This is a genomic window from Vibrio sp. NC2, assembly GCF_025195005.1.
GTDB lineage: Bacteria > Pseudomonadota > Gammaproteobacteria > Enterobacterales > Vibrionaceae > Vibrio > Vibrio splendidus.
Window position 1 is genome coordinate 269,901 of the sequence record NZ_JANVFC010000001.1, and the last position, 19,540, is coordinate 289,440.

Below are 19,540 nucleotides of genomic sequence, written 5' to 3' on the forward strand. Positions count from 1 at the left end.
CACTATTTCGATAATGTGAGCGTTATGAGTCTTAAGGTGTAAAACGGCTAACGGCTAATGCCTAATCGCTTCACGTACGATTTAAACAGTATTTAAATCTAGCTATAACCAGAAATCTTTAACCGGCATGTCAGGGCTAAAATGATGCGCAATCTGCGCTTGTAGTAACTCTGCGGTTGCAATTGCATCTGTTAATGCATGATGCGGCGTGTAGTCCGGCAAGTGGTATCGACGGCGACTCTGACCAAGCCTTACTGATGCTGGTTTCTTGCCTTTGAGCTTATTCCATAGGCCGCCAGCCAGTTTGTTCTGGATTTGAGATTCAATCTCGAGCGTGTCGAGGACCGGAAATTCGATCCCTTCACCTAATCTCACTTTCAGTGCGTTATCCAAGAAATCACGCTCGATACGACGATAGTGAACCACCGGAATATGCCCCGCCAGTGATTCTAATATCTCATCTAACACCTCGCTAAGGTCTGGCGCGTCAATGATGTCGTTGTGAGTGATGCCATGAATAACCACGGAGTCCTCTTCTAATTTCTGCTTTGGTCTCAGTGTCCAGTGTTTGGCTTGTCGTAAGTAAATACGATTTAGCGTAAACGGGACAAGGCCAATGGTAATGATGCCATCTTTGTTTGGGTTTAAACCCGTAGTCTCAAAGTCGACAGCCAAGAAGGTCACTTCTGATAATGGCGTATCAGGCGCAGGAAGAGGCTGGCTATAAAATTGCTTTAAGCGTTCGTCTCTCGCTCGTTCCAGCTTTTGAGCAAACTTAAATGGCCAATCGACCGCAGGTGATCTGAATAGTTTGTTCATAGGCCCTACTTAAACTTATTGCTGGCTTGATAACGGAACTTAAGGAAGTTCTGCGCATTACTTAATATTTGGAATGCGTCCTTTAGGTTACGTCGCTCGAAGTCAGATAGGTTCTCTGGCTCAATGTTGTTATCCGGTTCTATGTTGTTGTCGACATCGTGTGCCTGGTGGCGAATACGAACTAAGGAGATAAACTCCATCGCATCTTTCAAATCTTGAGCTCGGCCTTTTGGCAGAATACCTGCGTCGATAATGTCATCTAAACGTTCGAATGAGTTCTTAGAACGAGAGGCTACCGCCAACGAGTGAACACGAATTAGATCGGCCAGTGGCGCAGTACCACGACGTTTAAGGTTGATTGAGTTGTTGTGACGGCCATCTTTTTCCATAACGAAATCTTTGAAGAACCCGAGTGGCGGTGTGCGGTTAAGCGCATTACGAGCAAGACATGCTAAGAAACGGTTGTTCTTACGTGCACGGCGAACAATAAAGCTGTTCAGTTGTTCCGCCCATTTTAAGCGGCCGTAGACACCGTCTAAATCAAAGAAGATAGAAGCGTTCAATAGCGCTTTCGGGTTTGGATCATCAATCCAATCGGCAAAGCACTCTTCCCATTGGCGACGAGTCATACGCCACGTTGGATTGGTGGCCATGATGTCACCGGTACAGTACACATAGCCACACTGATCTAAGCCATCACAAATGAAGGTCGATAGCTCTTCAAAGTATTTACCGTGTTTTTTCTCGTCGTAGGTGTCATCAAGAATAATGGCGTTATCTTGGTCAGTAACGAGCAACTGCTCATCACGTCCCATCGAGCCGAGTGCAAGGAAACAATAAGGAATGGGCGCTTTACCTAATTTCTCTTCGCCTAGCTCGATAATACGTTGCTTAAAGCTACGGCCGATTACCGACATTGCGGTACCCACCATGTGTGCGTTGGCATCTTCGTTAACCAAGCGCACAAAGCTGTCTTTTACTTGTTCAGAAAGTACTTTAAGATCTTCAATGCTTTGTTGCTGGAAGATGCTGCTTACCAATAACAGCGAGTTTTGAGACTCGTAGCGAACAATATCGGTCGCTTCGATAATACCGATAGGTTTCTTATCTTTAAGCACTGGCAAGTGGTGCACATTGTAGCGAAGCATGGTCATCATTGCTTCATATACATAGGCATTGTGGTCGAGTGAGATAACCTCTGGTGTCATCACACTGGATACTTCATCCGACGGGTCAAGGCCTTCGGCTAGAACGCGAGTACATAAGTCTCGGTCGGTAATGATGCCGATAACAGGTGTTGAATCGTCTTCATCATCTTCAACAATATCAGGGTCGATGATCAGTAGAGAAGAGACATTGTCTTCTGCCATCATGGTTGCTGCTTGTTGGATGGTGCGCGTTTTCTCGATCATCGGCGCTTCGCTGGTCAATAGCGTTTTGACCTTAGATGTCGATAAATCGTTGGCGTCGTTGCTGTCTGAGTTTGCTTGGCGAAGTCGCGCGTTATCTTCTACCTCGACAAAGTCGGCGAATGAATCATAGTTGTCGTAGAGCTCTTGGAAAATCGGCTCAGGGATGCAGTAGAGAAGGGTATCTTCGGTCGCTTTAACTGGGAAGCGAACTTTGTTGTTGGTCAGCAACCCCATTTGTCCAAACACATGCCCTTCATCAAGGCGATTATAGAGTTCGCCCTTACGACGATAGACTTCAACTTCGCCACTTCGAACGATATAGAGGTCATGAATTTGATCACCAAAGTGAATGATAGGGGTATCTTGGCGGTAATAAGAAATTTCCACACTACTGGTCACTTTCACCAATATCTCTTCAGGAAGTTCAGAGAAAGGGGGGTATTGTGCCAGAAAGTTTTGAATCTCTAATAACTCAGCATCCATAATGATCATCCATTGGTTTGTATGATTTCATGGTACAACATTTGATAATAATTTTCCGGCACAAATCAATCTGTGAGCTAAAACCTTTTTAAAGTCTTATGGATAGACTAATCTTTTAGTTAATGGAGTGACAGTTGAAGGATGATAGGAATGTCGAAGTGGAAGCTTAGTTTGGTAACTGCGGTTTTTATGTTTTCTCCAAGTTTGTGGGCGGACACTAACGCGGTGGATATTCTTGATTATGACCATGTTTATGCCACCGCGCATTCGGGCAGTTTAAATGAAGATGCAGGCAGTAATAACAATGCCTCGTCGTACGGATTAGGCGTCAGTTACGCGATGACCGATGATTGGTTGTTGTTAGGTGACTATAGTGCGCGCTTCATTCATCCAGATGAAAGTACCACTCGAATTGATACCTTAATGGCAGGGGCTGGGTATCGTTACAGCATCAAGAAAGATTTGGATATTGTCGCTTCTTACTTGCTGGGCATTACTAAAGGTGAGGTAGAGCTTAATGGCAGCAACGAAACCATCGAATCGGATACTGAATTTGTCCAAGGTGTAAAAGCCGAACTTAACTATGGTTTTGCAAAACGTTGGATTGCTAACGGCAGTGTGCAAGTGAACCGAAGTGACCTGTTTGATGAAGAAATTTACCACGTGGGTTTACGTTATCTCGTGACCAATAAGTTTGCGATTGGTGGCTCTTATCAACACCGAGATGGTGAGGGAAGTAAAGGTGTAAGCGAGAGGACGAACGAGCTAGGTGTGGAATTTTTCCTAGAGTATTAACCAGCAACGCAGAGGCTAAGCGTTAGTACGCAGAGACCAAGTGTTAGTAACGAAAAGGCTAAGTGCCTTAATAGCTATTATATACATAGCTCTTATAAACAAAGAGACAGACACAAAAAAGCCAGCTTAATCGCTGGCTTTTGCATATCTATAGGCTATGGGCTATAGGTCGACAGATACAGGTTTCGCTTTTCGATTAAAGAACCGCAGCAAGACCTTTACATAGAGGACCCATGTTTGACTTAGTCATGCCAGCAACACTGATACGGCCAGAGCCAACAATGTAGATAGCGAATTCGTCTTTCAGGCGAGTTACTTGCTCTTTGCTTAGGCCAGAGAACGAGAACATGCCGTTTTGGCGCTCGATGAATGTGAAGTCTGCATCAACACCTTCAGATTTCAGTGTTGTTACGAATAGCTCACGCATCTCTTGGATACGGTCACGCATTTCTGCCACTTCCGCTTCCCATTCAGCACGTAGATCAGCATCACCAAGGATGTGAGTTACTACAGCACTACCGTGCGCTGGTGGGTTAGAGTAGATAGAACGGATGATGCTCTTAACTTGAGAGAACGCTGTCGTTGCTACGTCTGCAGATTCTGCAACTAGAGTGAATGCGCCCACACGCTCGTTGTACAAGCCGAAGTTCTTAGAGAATGAGCTCGCAACAAGGATCTCTTTGTTGTATTGAGCAAAAATACGTAGACCAGCTGCATCTTCTTCAACGCCTTTTGCAAAACCTTGGTAAGCAAAATCGAATAAAGGAAGCAGTTTCTTCTCAGCAACCAGTTTAGCTAGCACTTCCCACTCGTCAGTTGTTGGGTCGATACCTGTTGGGTTGTGACAGCAGCCGTGAAGAAGAACGATATCTCCTTCAGAAGCTTTCTCTAGGTCAGCAACCATGCCTGCGAAGTCTTTGTCTTTTGTTTCAGCGTTGTAGTAGCTGTATTGAGCTGTCTCGATACCCGCAGCAGCGAAAACGCCGTTGTGGTTTGCCCACGTTGGGTTACTGATCCAGATTTTAGCATCGCCTAGTTGGCGCTTGATGAATTCGCCAGCAACGCGAAGTGCACCAGTACCACCAGGAGCTTGTGCAGTTTTCGCGCGTTGAGACGTTACGATCTCTGCGTCTGAACCGAAAAGAAGCTTCTGAACCGCTAGGCCGTACTCAGCTGTACCTTCAATTGTCAGGTAAGATTTGGTTTTTTCGCTTTCAAGAAGTGCAGCTTCTGCTTTCTTTACTGTTTTAAGTACAGGCGTTTGGCCAGCTTCATTTTTGTAGATGCCAACACCAAGGTTGATTTTCTCTGCACGAGAGTCTTTTTTAAACTCTTCAGTAAGGCCGAGGATAGGATCGGCGGGAGCAGCTAACACTTTTTCAAACATAATCTTCATCCATGTCAATTGAGAGGGGATAGTATCTATGGGTAGTTATACCTGTATGGAATTTTTAAGACAATACGAAGTGAACAGAAAGGCCAAAAAAAATCCATTTCAATCAGATTTATTGACTAAAGAGGGTATTTGATAACAAAACACCCTACGGATTAACCTATAGGGTGCAAGAAGTTAGTGGTTTTTATATAGATTAAGCTGGTTGAGCAATAAAGCTTTCACGCTCGAGTTCACTTGGTACATTTTTGCCATCTTTGTAGGTCGCGGCAATCGAAACAAACTCTTGTTCGACAGCCAGAAAAGCTTGGACAACTTGCGGATCAAAATGCGTCCCATTGCCCTCCAAGATAATCTGCTTAGCTTGTTCATGAGTAAAGGCTGGCTTGTAGACTCGTTTTGATATTAACGCGTCATAAACATCGGCTAATGCCATCAAGCGACCAGATAATGGAATGTCCTCACCAGACAGCTGATTTGGATAACCGCTGCCGTTCCATTTTTCGTGGTGGGTCAGAGAAATCTCTTTCGCGACTCTCAGGAAAGAGCTGCTTCCTAACTGCTTTTCTGCAATAGATAACGCTTCAGCACCAATCGCGGGGTGACCTTTCATTATCTCAAACTCTTCGTCCGTCAATTTACCCGGCTTTAATAACACGTTATCAGGAACGCCTACTTTGCCTACGTCATGAAGTGGAGCAGATTTGTAAAGCAGCTCTATGTAGTTTGGTGTTAACAAGTTTGCGTGGATTTCCGACTTACTGAGCTCTTGTGCGAGTACCTTTACGTATTCTTGGGTTCTCAGAATGTGAGCACCGGTTTCATTGTCTCGAGATTCTGCCAACGCAGACAAGCTTACAATCGCAACGTCACGTGTGGTTTTGACTTCGTTTTGTGCCGTTTCGAGGCTATCAAGCATGGTGTTGGTCATTGATGCCATTGACCCCAGCTCATTGTAGCCGAAAATAGGTAAGCGAACGCCTTGTTCGCCACTGGTAACCTTTCTCAATGCGTGTTCTTGGCTTAGGAGAATTCGCTTAATCAGCTTGCTCCATAAAGTCATAATGGTTATCGCGTATCCCCCTAGAACTACTGCCAAATAAATGAACTCTTTGATCACGCTGATCTTGCCTGTGCCATCCAACAAGCGGTCAGGGTTATGTTCTAGCCAAAAGATGTCTTTGACGGCGATCATAGTTAGCATGGTGGTTAGTGTTACCAGAAGCACGATAACTAAACCAATCATCTGTTTGACCAGAGAGCTTCTTTCACCAATCAATCGGAAATCAAATTGTCCAGACTCTTCCATCTTGTCCATTTGACTAAGCTTGGCATTCAGTTGAAGAATGGTTCCAGTAAAGAAGCCAAATAGGCTCATGCCAAACAGTACTTTCAAATTACTGTCTATGGTGAATTCATAGCTTAAGTTGTAGTAGAGCGCGAAAGGGACACTTGCAGCAAAAAATAACAGGGTATCGAGCTGCGCTAATCGACCTTGTTTGACTAAGGAGTGTTGCGCTAATAAGTAATGACGCGCGAGCCATAATAAGACAAACACAATACTGACTTGTGTGAAAATCTCTAACGTCGTTAAGCTTTCGAGCATAGGGCACACCCGACTGCCGTAGGTGCCAAACAGCACGCCAGCGATGACGTATAATTTAGTCGTTAGCGATTGATTGTAATTTGAAGTATCCATCGATAAGCCTTTGTTGATTTTCATCTTAGGGTTTCGTAACTAATCCTAAGTTTACGAATACGCGATTTTCACATTGATTTACGATTTTCACATTGATTCACGATATTGGAAATCTGCATGATTAGCATTGCTGTCGTGAATGTGACCGGAAATTCTATCGATAGCTTTCGTGGAATGATACAAGAAACTGGTTTGTGTTAGTGATTTGTTAGCTAGGTGGGGGTTATTGCAGCATTACTATGAAGATACTTGAATAGCCTCGTTGAGATTAGAGGCTATTCAGTCGGTATACTTGAGTGGAATCGCGAGTGATTGAGTTCGCTATCTACTTTAAAACAATTACTTTTTCAGGTTGATTTCAGCTTCGATAGAACCTGTTTCAATCTCAGGGTGAGACGCTAGTTTGTCTGATGCCCATTGGTTAAGGTGTTTCAGAATAGCAGACACCGCGTGTTTCTCAGTTGGTGCTTGGTCTTGATCGACGTCGATCTTCTGCTTTGGATGTGAGCCTGTTGCATCTTCAGCGATATGTAGCCAATCTGGGTGCCAGTAATATGGCTGGCCACTCGGTGTTGTCCAACTATGAACACCGTTTGACTCTCCTTTATAACTTAATTGGTCTGCTTCTATTTTTTTCATTGTTATCTCGCATGTTTTTTGGGTTACATCAAATTATAGAGGCGTAGAACGAACTTGGCTCCCGCCTTGGTTACAAACTTAGCAAAGCATACAAAGTTATCTGTGAACCAATTCACACTATTATAGAAATTAGGTCCAATCATATGGATAGCAGCAATAGTTGTTAACGTTAGTGATAAAATCCCCGGCTTATTAGAATTTATCTAGGTAGTACAATTAGATGGCGCGTTATGAAGAGCTTGCAAAGGATATTCGAACTCAGATCGCTAATAACACTTGGCGATCCGGAGAGAAGATCCCTTCGGTACGCATGAGTTGTCGAAATTACAACGTCAGCAATAGTACTGTCTTACAAGCCTACCAATTGTTAGAAAGCGAAGGGTGGATCATCGCTAAGCCTCAGTCGGGCTACTTTGTTGCACCACGTGTGGACGGCGTTGATTATGAACTGCCGTTAGTACACAAAAAGAAAGCCATTAATGATCGCTTATTCGACTTTTTGAAATCGAGTTCAGCAGAGGGTGTGATTCCTTTTGGCTCAGCATTCCCCGATCCTGACCTTTTCCCATTACCTACCTTGACTCGAAACCTTGCCAGTGCTGGTAGAAAGATGACAGGTGCCAGTGTGATCAATAATCTGCCACCGGGAAGTGAGTCCTTAAGAAGACAAATCGCGCAGCGTTACCTGCAACAAGGCATTACGGTTAACCATCAAGATATCGTGATTACCTCTGGCGCAATGGAAGCGCTTAACTTAAGCCTGCAAACGGTTACTAAGTCGGGTGATAATGTTGTGATTGAATCTCCCGCTTTCTATGGTGCTTTACAGGCCGTAGAAAGATTAGGACTCAATCCTATCGAAGTGGATGTTTGTCCAATCAATGGATTGAATATTGAGCAGTTTGAAAGCGCACTACAAAACCAAGATGTAAAAGCGTGTTGGCTGATGACGACGTTTCAAAACCCGACAGGGACAAGTTTGTCTGAAGAAGCGAAGCGCCGTGTAGTTCAGATTGCAGAACAACACGAAACCTACATTATTGAAGATGACGTATATGGTGACCTCTACTTCGAAGGGCATAAACCCAAGCCACTAAAAGCCTTCGATAAGACCGATTCTGTTCTGCTTTGTGGTTCGTACTCAAAAAGTCTGTGTCCGGGTTATCGGGTCGGCTGGGTTGTGAACACGCGTTTCAATGATGCCATTCAAAAGCTGCAGCTTCTTTCTACACTGTCGAGTAGTGCGCCTGTGCAACTTGGCGTCGCACACTTTTTAACACATGAAAGCTACGACAATCACCTTCGTAAATTACGTAAAAATCTTCTAGTGAGAAAAGAACGATTCATTGAGGTCATCAAGCAGTACTTCCCGCATTCCGTCGAGATTGAAGAACCGGCTGGTGGCTACTTCATATGGATTCGTCTTTCCGCCAAATTCGACAGTCAACAATTTTACCAGCTAGCGATTGCTCAGGGGATCAGCGTCGCTTCAGGCGATCTGTTTAGTGAGCAGGGCAGAGTAGATAACGCGATCAGATTGAACTTCTCTTATGAACTCACAGAAGAGAAAGAACAAGCACTAATCTTGCTTGGCAAACTGGCACATCAACTTACGCATTCGTAAAATCTTAAGTCACTCATAAAACAGACCATGATTTCAACTGTACGGATTGTTTCTGGTGCAACTGTACGCCTTGTACAACAAAGAGTTGTGATTCAATACAGTCAGACCAAATATTGGAGATACCGTTATGTTGAAAATGACTATGGGAAATGAAGTTAAGCTGATTATCGTCGCGATTGTGTGTGCGCTTCTGCTTATTCTCGGACACGTATTGCTGGCAAAAGCCTTCGCTGATATGGCTTGGGCTGAATACACAACAGCGGCTATCCCGTTCGTTATGATGGCAATCTGCGGTCTCGCGATAAAATACGCTATCGACCAAGATGTCGATTAAGCCGATTATCCAGTCGAATTATTTTAAGCCCTGCCAGAAATTGGCAGGGCTTTTTGGTTTTAAATGACCTGAACTTTTGCATAATTGCATTAAACCTGAGCTCTGAAGGTTATCTCATACTTTAATGCCACAGGCTTTGTAAGTCTGTGTAAGCGAGAAATGGTGATTATTTGGAATATGCATCACCTTTAGTCAAAAACTTGGCTTATTGGTTGCGCTAGGAAATAACCAGAGCCTACCTTTCGTTGTTATATATTCACGTCAATTATTGGTCGCTATGCGATAAAAGTGACCAGAGTAAAGGCTTACAGTACCTTACAGGTTTAAATTTCCCATTTATTACAATTGGTTATGACTAATTGAGATGCGGGATTATGAGATTGAAATATACAAAAACAAACCTGTGCATGTTGGCTTTGTTAGCCACCAATGCTTCAGCAAGCGAACTCCATGTTGATTTGAATCGACTAAGCAATTTTTCGGAAGTTGGTACTAATAGATTGTCTATTACCAGTGAATTTATCGGCTATGAGCTTGATGAGGGAAAGTATCGTTACGCAAGAGATGTTGACTTAAACGGCTTAGATTGGGCTTTTCTTTATGGAGAGCATCAAAGAAAAGATAAACCCAATAGCGCCTTAATTGGTGATGTGAAGGTTATTGGTGATTTAAAACAAGTCGCTACTTCAGAGACTAAAAATGCAGTTGGTAATCGTTACTACTGGCAAGACGGCGACTCTACGGATTATAACCAAGAGCTGGCTTTTTCAGGTTTACTTGTTGGTTCTAGTGGTTTCTCTTTTGACGTTCAGCCGAGTAAAGAAGGGCGATTTTCTGTAGAGCTTTATACACATAATTGGCTGTCTTCTGCTGATGTAACCGCATGTATTAACAAGCAATGCATCACAATTAAAAATGACATTTCCTTTCACATGACCAGTGTCAAAAATACGATTGTTTTCGAATCTCAATCGCCAGATGACATCGTAGAAATCTCATATTCACGCCAATATAGGCAGTTTGATTTTGAATCGAGACAAGGCTATCACGCTATTGAGGCTATCCAGTTGAGAGAGGTTGAGTAACATGAAAAGAATCATTCTAGCATCAGCAATTGTAGCGAGCTTTTCTGCTCACTCAGGTCTCGGGAAAATGGATCGTTCGGTCACTCAACACAAAACGTTCGCTCTACAAACTCAGTTCGATTTTGCCTGTCATATGAATGCGGGTTCCGCGACCTTAATTGACCCTTACTGGGTGATAACGGCAAATCACGTATCAGGCTCTAAAAGTGAAGGGTATGAAAATGCAGTAACTTGTTCTTCTTATGAAAAAGATGAGAACGGTAAGTACAACGTTATTCATACATCACGTGCGACTACTGACCCTGATGGTGAGTGGGGCGAATATGAATTTACTGATGGCATTTATGATTTCGCTCTGGTGCGCTTAGACACGCCAATCACCGGTATTAAGCCCGCGAAGTTACCAGAGAAAGGGATGTTCGATCATTCACAGGTTTATGAAGTAAATAGCGTTGGCTTTGGTAACTACAACGGCCGTAATGGCGGGAAGAAATTTGTTAAGTACAATGACACAGACAAGAAATGGTTAGCTGAATATAAATATAACCCGGTGATCATGCCTCAAAGTGATTTGCAGTGGCTGATCATACATGGAGACTCAGGTTCAGGCATTACGATTGAACGAGACGATGAGTTTTACATTATTGGGGAGATAGGCCTTCAATATTATGGCGAGCTTGGTTGGCAAGATACCTTTGATGATGTTTTGGGGAGATTAGATTCCTTAAACAAGGATATGAGGGAGCATGGGTTTAGTTACACGAAGCCAGTCAATCTTGGTGACGTAAGATGGACGCCAACGACCCAGAACAGTATCGAAGATCTTCACGCCTTTTACAGCTATTGGAAAGCTGGAAGTATGGATTTTAATGGTACTTATTGGACGAAGGATGGCGGTATTTACAACACAGCTTATGCGCAAGAAGGTGAAACGTACACTTTTGAAACTGTCATTCCTGCAAACCCAAAAGCGCCCGCTTTTGATGTGTTTGTAAATGGTCGTCAGGTTGCTCATAACATTAAGGCGGATAAGGATAGCTTATTCTTTAAGGTGAATGCTTTTGAACAAAAGGGTGACCAGATGGTGATTGAATTTAAGCCGCTAGAACAGACGGGCGAGAAGATACTTTTAGATCACTTTTTGGTTCGTACTGTCGAGTAGACTGAGCTGTTAAGCTTTTATCAGTAGGCGCTTAGCAATAGGGGCTTATGAACATACCCTTATAAATAAGTGCGTATAAAAAAACCTCCGTATATACGGAGGTTTTTATCTATTTAATTATCTATCTATACTGACTTCTCTGAAAGAAGAAAGCTAAGATTAGAAGTTAGCAGAGCGTGGTGTACGTGGGAACGGGATAACGTCACGAACGTTGCCCATACCTGTTACGTAAGACACTAGACGCTCAAAGCCAAGACCGAAGCCAGCGTGAGGCACTGTGCCGTATTTACGTAGGTCGCGGTACCAGCTCATGTGCTCAGGGTCGATACCCATACCAATCATGCGCTCGTCTAGAATGTCTAGACGCTCTTCACGTTGTGCACCACCGATGATTTCACCGATGCCTGGTGCAAGTACGTCCATTGCTGCAACTGTTTTGCCGTCGTCGTTTAAGCGCATGTAAAAAGCTTTGATGTCTTTCGGGTAGTTCTTAACGATAACAGGTGCTTTGAAGTGCTCTTCAGCTAGGTAACGCTCATGCTCAGAAGACATGTCGATGCCCCACTCAACGTCGAATTCAAATTTCTTACCAGAATCTAGTAGGATTTGAATTGCGTCAGTGTAGTCAACTTGTGCGAAATCAGCGTCTACGAATTGCTCTAGACGAGTGATTGCTTCTTTGTCGATGCGAGAAGCGAAGAACTCAAGGTCGTCGCGGCGTTCTTCAAGAACAGCAGCGAAAACGTACTTAAGCATGTCTTCAGCCAATTTCGCTACATCGTCAAGGTCTGCAAACGCAACTTCAGGCTCAACCATCCAGAATTCAGCTAGGTGGCGGCTTGTGTTTGAGTTTTCAGCACGGAACGTAGGACCGAACGTGTAAACCTTGCTTAGTGCACAAGCGTAAGCTTCAGCATTAAGTTGGCCAGATACTGTTAGGAAAGTTTCTTTACCGAAGAAATCTTCGTTGAAGTCAACTTTGCCTTCGTCAGTGCGAGGCAGGTTTTCCATGTCTAGCGTCGATACGCGGAACATTTCACCAGCGCCTTCTGCATCAGATGCAGTGATAAGCGGAGCTGAAGTCCAGAAGAAACCTTGCTCGTGGTAGAAACGGTGAATCGCTTGAGATAGACAGTTACGTACACGTGCTACTGCGCCGATCACGTTTGTACGTGGGCGTAGGTGAGCAACTTCACGAAGGTATTCGATAGAGTGACGTGTCTTAGCCATTGGGTAAGTGTCAGCGTCTTCAACCCAGCCTACAACTTTAACGTCAGTTGCTGCTAGTTCGAAGTCTTGACCTTTCGCAGGAGACTCAACAATCTTACCTGTTACTTCAACAGAGCAGCCAGTTGTTAGCTTTAATACTTCGTCTTCGTAATTATTAAGATTATTAGGAACCACGGCCTGAATCGGGTCGAAACAAGAGCCGTCATAAATGGCAAGGAAAGAGATTCCAGCTTTGGAATCACGACGTGAACGGATCCAGCCGCGAACAGTTACTTCACTGTCTACCGCTAGCTTGCCGCCAAGTACGTCTGTTACAGGCGCGTAAGTCATGTTGATTTCATTCTCCATTGAGGGACAAATTCAACTCAAAGTCTCTGGCATTGAGGCAAATGAACATATATTTGCACAATAATTAGCCGAAACATTGAGTTGTATAAACTTTTTAAATCGATTGAACATATTACCTGTCATACCGACAGCTTCAACCTTTATTCTTGCTTGGTGAAAGAAATATTGTGTCTACTGACGATAAATAGGTTTGAGGGTGTGTTTTTTGTTCGATATTAGCGTCAGCCTTACCTTTCACCCTATGTGAGTTGTTGAACGAGCAAGACGTAATCGAAACCTTTGTTTTCAATAATGGGAGTGTGATTGTGCTGAGACTCACTCTATATTGGCGCGGATTCAGTCATTTTGGACTTGATCACCTTCTAAATTTCCCACTAAAGCTACAAGAGGAGTTTAATATTCACGTGTTAATTACGCCGCCTTAACCCCTGCATTCTCTCTACACCCGCACTTTTCGAGCGCTCGCTCATTCAAGAAAAACAGTCGATCAAATTATGTCTGAACAAGGCAGGACTGGCTGTACAAGTAAAAGAGAATTACATGCTTAATTATTTAAAAAAACATTGGTTATCAAACGTTAAAGGAGATTCATTATCTGGGATTGTGGTTGCACTCGCATTAATCCCTGAAGCCATCGCATTTTCAATTATCGCAGGCGTCGACCCTAAAGTAGGGCTTTATGCTTCTTTCTGTATCTGTGTTGTAACCGCTTTGGTTGGCAGTCGTCCGGGGATGATCTCTGGGGCAACGGGCGCAATGGCGCTGTTGATGGTCACCTTAGTGAGAGAACACGGGCTAGAGTATCTACTCGCAGCTTCATTTCTTGCTGGCGTCATTCAAATCGCGGCTGGGTATCTCAAGCTTGGTAATCTGATGAATTTCGTTTCCAAATCGGTGATTACTGGGTTTGTTAACGCGCTCGCTATTCTTATCTTTATGGCTCAGCTCCCTGAGTTGATCAACGTCCCTTCGAGCGTTTACGTGTTAGTCGCCTTGGGTTTGGCGATCATTTATCTGCTTCCTTATTTTCCCAAGTTTGGTCGTGCAATACCTTCTCCATTAGTCGCGATTGTTGCCCTGACTATTATCAGTTTGTTATTTGGTTTAGATGTCAGAACGATTGGCGATATGGGCAAGCTTCCGGATTCACTGCCTGTGTTCTTGATCCCTAATATTCCATTCACGTTTGATACGCTCACAACCATCCTTCCATATTCTATTGCTCTATCTCTTGTAGGTTTATTGGAATCATTGATGACGGCGACGATCGTGGATGACCTGACCGATACTGAAAGTAATAAGAACAATGAATGTAAAGGGCAGGGCGTTGCGAACATCGTGGCTTCACTATTTGGTGGTATGGCGGGGTGTGCGATGATTGGCCAGTCGATCATTAACATCAAATCAGGCGGCTTAACCCGATTATCCAGCTTGATCGCCGGGGTTGTTTTACTGCTAATGGTGGTGTTTGTTTCTGATTGGTTGAAGCTGATACCGATGGCCGCTTTAGTGTCTGTGATGATCATGGTTTCAATCGGCACGTTTTCATGGCGCTCTGTTGTTGAGCTTAAAGACCACACACTCCCAACCAATGTAACCATGTTAGCAACCGTGGCGGTGGTGGTGTTTACTCACAATCTCGCAATAGGTGTTGCGGTTGGCGTGGTGCTATCGGCTCTGTTTTATGCACATGCCAGCAAATCCATGGTGTTTATATCCGATGAAGTCGTGACTAACGAAATGCACACTACCCACCGAGTAAAAGGCCATGTTTTCTTTGCTTCTTCAGATGCGTTTGTCGATCTATTTGATTATGACAATGCGACCTCTTTAGTGACCATCGATATTTCGGATGCGTCTTTCCTAGATAACACGTCGGTTGAGGCGCTTGATAAGGTCGTATTTAAGTTCCGTAAAAAGGGCGCTTATGTAGAAGTCGCAGGAATGGATACCGTGAGTGCGAATCTGATATTCAAGCACGCGATGTACCACAAGCATAAAGACTTAACCGCGGTTTCCATTACGCACTAATCATTGTTTAAGGTACTTTGAAAGCCTGAAAGCCTGAACTAGACATTGTTATGAAGATAAAGCGCTCATCATTGAGCGCTTTTTTGTTGATGTCGGTAGGGGAGTTCTAGCGACCTATGACTGACCTTTATCGTTGGTCTTTGAGTTCGATAAGGTGAATTGGTTGATAAGAGATTCAAGGTGATCAGACAGCTCTTCTAAATCATTACTGATTCCACGAGTCTCAGCCGCAGACTGCGATGTGTTGTCGGCGTGAGAAGTGATGGTTTCAACCTTTTGTTGAACATCTTCGGTCGCGTGTGTAGTGGATTGCGTCTGTTGTTGAATATTTTTCGCATGAGCCAGCACTTGTTTCATTTCTTCAACGACACCATTCATTTCAACGGACAGTGCGTCGATATCTGTTGAGCTTTGATGTGCTTGTTCGCAAACGCGATCGGCAGAAGTCAGCGACTCTTCACTGCCTTGCTGGAACTGATGAATGATTGACTCAATACTGCCAGTTGCCTCTGCCGTTCGTGATGCAAGATTTCGAACTTCATCTGCAACTACCGCAAAGCCCCGACCTTGCTCTCCCGCACGAGCCGCTTCAATCGCCGCATTTAAGGCTAGAAGATTGGTTTGGTCGGCAATGCCACGAATCACGCTCAATATTGAAGAGACCTCTCCGGTTTGCTCATTGAGTGTCAGTATTTTGTGTTTCACTTCTTCTATGCTGCTGACTAGGTTCTTTATCTCACTACTTGCATCATGTGCTTGGTTAGCACTGTTACAGGCCACATCAGCGGTATGATTGATGAGTTCTGACGCGGTTAAAGTGGCTTGTTCTACATTAACTTGCTGCGCCTGTATCCCTTCGATATTGTTTTGTACTTCAGTGGTTTCGTTTTGTTGATCGCTGGCGGCTTGCTCGGTAATTTGTGCAACACTGGTCAGTTGGTTGGCAGACGCATTCAGTTTGTGCGAGGTGTCTTGTACCCTCTCTAAGCTGTTGGAAACCGTGCCCATGAACGAGTTGATGGAGTTAGCAAGCGTGCCAATTTCATCCTTGCTTTGCTCTGGCAGCCGAGTGGATAGGTTTTTATCACTGCTGACTTGAGTCATAAAGCGAGAGGTTTGTTGAAGCGGGCGAACGATTATCTTACGAATCAATCCCATAGTAAGAACGAATCCGGCAAAGGAGATCACCGCCATGATACCGATCGCTGTCATCGTTTGAGTATTGATCAGCGAGTTGACATGGCTAAGGTTATATTCAAGTCGAATTGCACCTAATACTTCCCCTTCTGGCGCCATATGACATGCCACACAATTGGTGCCGCGATAGTTCTCGCTCGACTTCATTGGCAGAGCAATAACCAAGCCTTTTCCCCAATCGGCAGAAAAGGGTTCGATAACGGTTTCACCCGCTAGCGCTCGTTTATCAATATCATCCACAGGTGTTTGGTTGTCATTGCCAGGCCCGTATAACTTACTTACCGCATCAGCACGCAATACACGAACATTTTCAATGCCTTCTTGAGCTAACGCTTTCTGACGAAGGGTCTCTTTTTGTGCCATGGTGCCAGTGAGCATCATCATATTGAGGCTATCGAAATAGTTGCTCGCTTTATCGTGAAGCTGCTCACTTAACACTGAGTTTACAAGTTGCTTTTGCTGCGAATATTGAAAGTAGGTCGATATTGCTAATAGAAAAGTGAACACGATGGCGAGGGCCACTAGGATTTTAAAGGTGATTGTTGAGCGCATAAGGTGTTTGTTTTTATTAATTATAATGACGCGCATACTTTACGTGTAAGAGACCCATACCACCTATGAGGTATAACCGATTGTGTGACCACACTCCGGTTGTGGTTATGTTTCTGTGATGTAGCGAGTTTGTGATGATGTTCTTTGGGCGAATGAAAGGGAGTTTATCGTTAAATTTGAAGAGCATGAAAAGCCTAATAAACGTACATGACTTGAATAAACATATTCAGCGGGCTGTCTTTATACTGGTCAAGCGTCATTATTAAAATCCACCTGCCAAAACAGGTGGATTTTTACTTTTACTTTCAATTGCCAATTGCCAGTTAACTGACGGTTGAAAGGGGAATGGCGTCAGAGATTGATTTTTCTAATCTGATGGCGATAAATTTCGAGGTAGGGGTAAAGGTTCGTTCACCATAGCTGTCTAGAGGAACCAAAGGGTTGGTTTCAGGATAGTAAGCCGCCGCCTGACCCTGTGGAACGTCATAAGCTACCAGGGTAAACCCTTTCACTTTTCTCGTTACACCATCTTCCCAAAGCGACACCATATCGACCTTGTCACCCGGTTTAAAACCGAGCTTCAATATATCGGCTTCATTGATAAACAAAACTTCGCGCATACCAAAGACACCGCGGTAACGATCATTCAAGCCATATAACGTGGTGTTGTATTGGTCATGGGAACGCATGGTTTGCAAGATCAGATCGGGTTTATTACCCCCTTGCAACACCGCTTCATTAATCAGCTGTTTTGGCAGTTCATTGGAGCCAAATTGCGCTTTGCCGCTGAGGGTGTTCCATTGACGATTTGCGGCAGGATTGACTAAATGAAATCCACCCGGATTTTCTAGTTTCTGATTGAAGTCAGTAAAGCCCGGAATCGTATCTGCAATGAGGTCTCGAATATGTCCATAATCTTGAATGACCCAATTCCAATCGATTGGATGGCTGCCCAGTGTGGCATTGGCAATACCCGCGACAATGGCTGGTTCAGAACGTAAATGCTCTGATCGAGGTTCGAGCTGTCCGTAAGAGATGTGAACCATGCTGAAGGTATCTTCGACGGTGATGCCTTGTGGCCCATTAGCTTGTGTATCGATTTCCGTTCGCCCCAAACATGGCAAAATCAAGGCATCTTGACCGGTAACAAGGTGAGAGCGATTGAGTTTGGTTGAGATATGAACGGTAAGGTCACAATTTTTCATCGCCAGATGTGTGCGAGGAGTATCGGGTGTGGCTTGCGCAAAATTACCACCTAAACCAATAAAGACTTTCGAGCGTTTTTCCTCCATAGCTTTAATCGCTTGTATGGTGTTGTGGCCTACATCTCGTGGGACATTGAAGTTAAAGCGGCGTTCTATGCTATCTAGAAATTGGTTTGAGGGTTTTTCATCGATACCCATCGTACGATCGCCTTGGACATTACTATGCCCCCTAACTGGTGATAGCCCAGCACCTGGCTTACCGACGTTGCCGCGCAACAATTGCACATTGGCTACTTCTTTGATGGTTTGTACTGAATGACGATGTTGTGTTAGCCCCATAGCCCAACACATGATCACCTTTTCTGAACGGCGGTACATGTCTGCGACCATTTCTATTTCGCTTAAAGCTAACCCCGATTGTTCAGCGATATGCTCCCATGTTGTCGCATCAACTTCTGCTAAGTATTCATCAATACCTGTGGTGTGTTCGCTGATGAATTGACGATCAAATATGGCTTTGCCTTCGGTTGCGAGCGCATCACGTTCCCATTGCAGCAAATATTTAGCCATCCCACGAAATACCGCCATATCGCCACCTAATGCTGGTCTTAAATAAGCGGTATTGGTTGGTTTTGAACCATTGCTTAACATTTCAACTGGAACTTGAGGATTTTGGAAACGTTCAAGTCCACGTTCTTTCAATGGATTGAAGCAGATCACCTGAGCGCCGCGTTTTACCGCTTCACGCAATGGTTCAAGCATGCGGGGGTGATTAGTACCTGGGTTTTGCCCGAGCACAAAGATCGCGTCTGCTTGTTCAAAGTCGTCAAAAACCACGGTTCCTTTGCCCACACCGACCGTATCTTTCATGCCAATTGCACTAGCTTCGTGGCACATGTTTGAACAGTCAGGGAAGTTATTTGTTCCAAACGCACGGACGAAGAGTTGGTACAAAAACGCCGCTTCATTACTGGCTCGACCCGAAGTGTAAAATTCGGCTTGATGTGGCGAGTCGAGTTGCTTCAAATGCTTGGCTACGAGCGAGAATGCTTCGTCCCACTCGATAGGAATATAGTGGTCGGATGCTGCGTCGTACTTCATCGGATGGGTTATTCGGCCTTGGTATTCCAGCCAGTAGTCTGTTTGTGATGACAAGGATGTTACGCTGTGTTCGGCGAAAAACTCAGGATCCACAAATCGATTTGTGGCTTCCCAGTTCACGGCTTTTGCACCGTTCTCACAGAAGTTCACTTTACTGCTGTGTGGGGATTCACCCCATGCGCATCCCGGACAATCAAAACCACCGTTTTGATTCGTTTTAAGCATTGTTCGAATGTTTTTGATGGCGTTTTCGCTGCCCCACCAACTCTTAGTGACGGCTTTTAACGCCCCCCAACCACCAGCAGGACCTTTATATTTTTTTATCTGTTCTTTTTGGCTCACAACTGCACTCCTCACTCGTGGGAACGGCAGTAAACAAGGGAACCGGTAAAAACAGGCGCGTTATAAAAATAAGGCGGGAGTAAAACGGT

The 19,540-nt window shown here is 44.3% G+C and carries 14 protein-coding genes; 6 read left to right on the forward strand and 8 right to left on the reverse strand.

Annotated elements, in window-relative coordinates; all coding sequences use genetic code 11:
- Window positions 1–102: 102 nt before the first annotated feature.
- Window positions 103–819 (reverse strand): 3'-5' exonuclease, encoded by a 717-nt coding sequence (locus tag NX845_RS01245; RefSeq protein ID WP_004734700.1) that lies wholly within the window; start codon window positions 817–819, stop codon window positions 103–105.
- A 5-nt stretch (window positions 820–824) separates the two neighbouring features.
- Window positions 825–2,714, reverse strand: a complete 1,890-nt coding sequence (locus NX845_RS01250) for a DUF294 nucleotidyltransferase-like domain-containing protein (RefSeq protein ID WP_004734701.1) — start codon at window positions 2,712–2,714, stop codon at window positions 825–827.
- Window positions 2,715–2,864: 150 nt separating this feature from the next.
- Between NX845_RS01250 and NX845_RS01255 the strand changes: the two genes are divergently transcribed.
- On the forward strand, window positions 2,865–3,509 hold the full coding sequence (locus NX845_RS01255) for a TonB-dependent receptor (RefSeq protein WP_065681257.1): 645 nt from the start codon (window positions 2,865–2,867) through the stop codon (window positions 3,507–3,509).
- Between the two features lie 196 nt (window positions 3,510–3,705).
- Here the strand turns inward: NX845_RS01255 and NX845_RS01260 are convergent, their stop codons facing one another.
- From NX845_RS01260 to NX845_RS01270, 3 genes are all read right to left on the reverse strand, one after another.
- The gene (locus NX845_RS01260) at window positions 3,706–4,896 is read right to left on the reverse strand and encodes an amino acid aminotransferase (RefSeq protein ID WP_017086475.1); all 1,191 of its coding nucleotides are present in this window, start codon (window positions 4,894–4,896) and stop codon (window positions 3,706–3,708) included.
- Between the two features lie 202 nt (window positions 4,897–5,098).
- On the reverse strand, window positions 5,099–6,625 hold the full coding sequence (locus NX845_RS01265) for an HD-GYP domain-containing protein (RefSeq protein ID WP_017094357.1): 1,527 nt from the start codon (window positions 6,623–6,625) through the stop codon (window positions 5,099–5,101).
- A gap of 315 nt (window positions 6,626–6,940) precedes the next feature.
- Window positions 6,941–7,240 carry a hypothetical protein gene (locus NX845_RS01270; RefSeq protein WP_004734705.1) on the reverse strand — a complete coding sequence of 100 codons (300 nt, stop codon included), beginning with the start codon at window positions 7,238–7,240 and terminating at the stop codon, window positions 6,941–6,943.
- A gap of 220 nt (window positions 7,241–7,460) precedes the next feature.
- Here NX845_RS01270 and NX845_RS01275 point away from each other — a divergent pair, with 220 nt between their 5' ends.
- The 4 genes from NX845_RS01275 to NX845_RS01290 all read left to right on the forward strand — a co-directional run bounded on the left by NX845_RS01275 (window position 7,461) and on the right by NX845_RS01290 (window position 11,445).
- Window positions 7,461–8,864: a PLP-dependent aminotransferase family protein gene (locus NX845_RS01275; protein WP_017077860.1), complete on the forward strand. Its 1,404-nt coding sequence runs from the start codon at window positions 7,461–7,463 to the stop codon at window positions 8,862–8,864.
- 127 nt (window positions 8,865–8,991) lie between these two features.
- Window positions 8,992–9,198 carry a hypothetical protein gene (locus NX845_RS01280; RefSeq protein WP_004734707.1) on the forward strand — a complete coding sequence of 69 codons (207 nt, stop codon included), beginning with the start codon at window positions 8,992–8,994 and terminating at the stop codon, window positions 9,196–9,198.
- Between the two features lie 407 nt (window positions 9,199–9,605).
- The gene (locus tag NX845_RS01285) at window positions 9,606–10,283 is read left to right on the forward strand and encodes a hypothetical protein (RefSeq protein ID WP_017094356.1); all 678 of its coding nucleotides are present in this window, start codon (window positions 9,606–9,608) and stop codon (window positions 10,281–10,283) included.
- A gap of 1 nt (window position 10,284) precedes the next feature.
- On the forward strand, window positions 10,285–11,445 hold the full coding sequence (locus tag NX845_RS01290) for a serine protease (protein ID WP_017094355.1): 1,161 nt from the start codon (window positions 10,285–10,287) through the stop codon (window positions 11,443–11,445).
- 159 nt (window positions 11,446–11,604) lie between these two features.
- On the opposite strand, the gene asnS is transcribed toward NX845_RS01290, so the two are convergent.
- A complete protein-coding gene (asnS, locus tag NX845_RS01295) occupies window positions 11,605–13,005 on the reverse strand; it encodes an asparagine--tRNA ligase (RefSeq protein WP_004734710.1) in 1,401 nt (466 codons plus the stop codon).
- 558 nt (window positions 13,006–13,563) lie between these two features.
- On the opposite strand from asnS, the gene NX845_RS01300 reads away from it, so the two are divergent.
- A complete protein-coding gene (locus NX845_RS01300) occupies window positions 13,564–15,054 on the forward strand; it encodes a SulP family inorganic anion transporter (protein ID WP_004734711.1) in 1,491 nt (496 codons plus the stop codon).
- A gap of 114 nt (window positions 15,055–15,168) precedes the next feature.
- Here NX845_RS01300 and NX845_RS01305 read toward each other — a convergent pair whose 3' ends face one another.
- On the reverse strand, window positions 15,169–16,803 hold the full coding sequence (locus tag NX845_RS01305) for a methyl-accepting chemotaxis protein (RefSeq protein ID WP_029405860.1): 1,635 nt from the start codon (window positions 16,801–16,803) through the stop codon (window positions 15,169–15,171).
- A 323-nt stretch (window positions 16,804–17,126) separates the two neighbouring features.
- Entirely contained in the window at window positions 17,127–19,451 is a 2,325-nt protein-coding gene (locus NX845_RS01310) for an FdhF/YdeP family oxidoreductase (RefSeq protein WP_260256412.1), read from the reverse strand.
- Window positions 19,452–19,540 lie beyond the last annotated feature (89 nt).

What these genes read in the sequence shown, in the direction of transcription:
- NX845_RS01255 (WP_065681257.1), top strand. Translation starts at nt 2,865, where the DNA reads ATGTCGAAGTGGAAGCTTAGTTTGGTAACTGCGGTTTTTATGTTTTCT.
- NX845_RS01260 (WP_017086475.1), bottom strand. Translation starts at nt 4,896, where the DNA reads ATGTTTGAAAAAGTGTTAGCTGCTCCCGCCGATCCTATCCTCGGCCTT.
- NX845_RS01305 (WP_029405860.1), bottom strand. Translation starts at nt 16,803, where the DNA reads ATGCGCTCAACAATCACCTTTAAAATCCTAGTGGCCCTCGCCATCGTG.
- NX845_RS01270 (WP_004734705.1), bottom strand. Translation starts at nt 7,240, where the DNA reads ATGAAAAAAATAGAAGCAGACCAATTAAGTTATAAAGGAGAGTCAAAC.
- NX845_RS01275 (WP_017077860.1), top strand. Translation starts at nt 7,461, where the DNA reads ATGGCGCGTTATGAAGAGCTTGCAAAGGATATTCGAACTCAGATCGCT.
- NX845_RS01245 (WP_004734700.1), bottom strand. Translation starts at nt 819, where the DNA reads ATGAACAAACTATTCAGATCACCTGCGGTCGATTGGCCATTTAAGTTT.
- NX845_RS01250 (WP_004734701.1), bottom strand. Translation starts at nt 2,714, where the DNA reads ATGGATGCTGAGTTATTAGAGATTCAAAACTTTCTGGCACAATACCCC.
- NX845_RS01300 (WP_004734711.1), top strand. Translation starts at nt 13,564, where the DNA reads ATGCTTAATTATTTAAAAAAACATTGGTTATCAAACGTTAAAGGAGAT.
- NX845_RS01290 (WP_017094355.1), top strand. Translation starts at nt 10,285, where the DNA reads ATGAAAAGAATCATTCTAGCATCAGCAATTGTAGCGAGCTTTTCTGCT.
- asnS (WP_004734710.1), bottom strand. Translation starts at nt 13,005, where the DNA reads ATGACTTACGCGCCTGTAACAGACGTACTTGGCGGCAAGCTAGCGGTA.
- NX845_RS01265 (WP_017094357.1), bottom strand. Translation starts at nt 6,625, where the DNA reads ATGAAAATCAACAAAGGCTTATCGATGGATACTTCAAATTACAATCAA.
- NX845_RS01280 (WP_004734707.1), top strand. Translation starts at nt 8,992, where the DNA reads ATGTTGAAAATGACTATGGGAAATGAAGTTAAGCTGATTATCGTCGCG.
- NX845_RS01285 (WP_017094356.1), top strand. Translation starts at nt 9,606, where the DNA reads ATGTTGGCTTTGTTAGCCACCAATGCTTCAGCAAGCGAACTCCATGTT.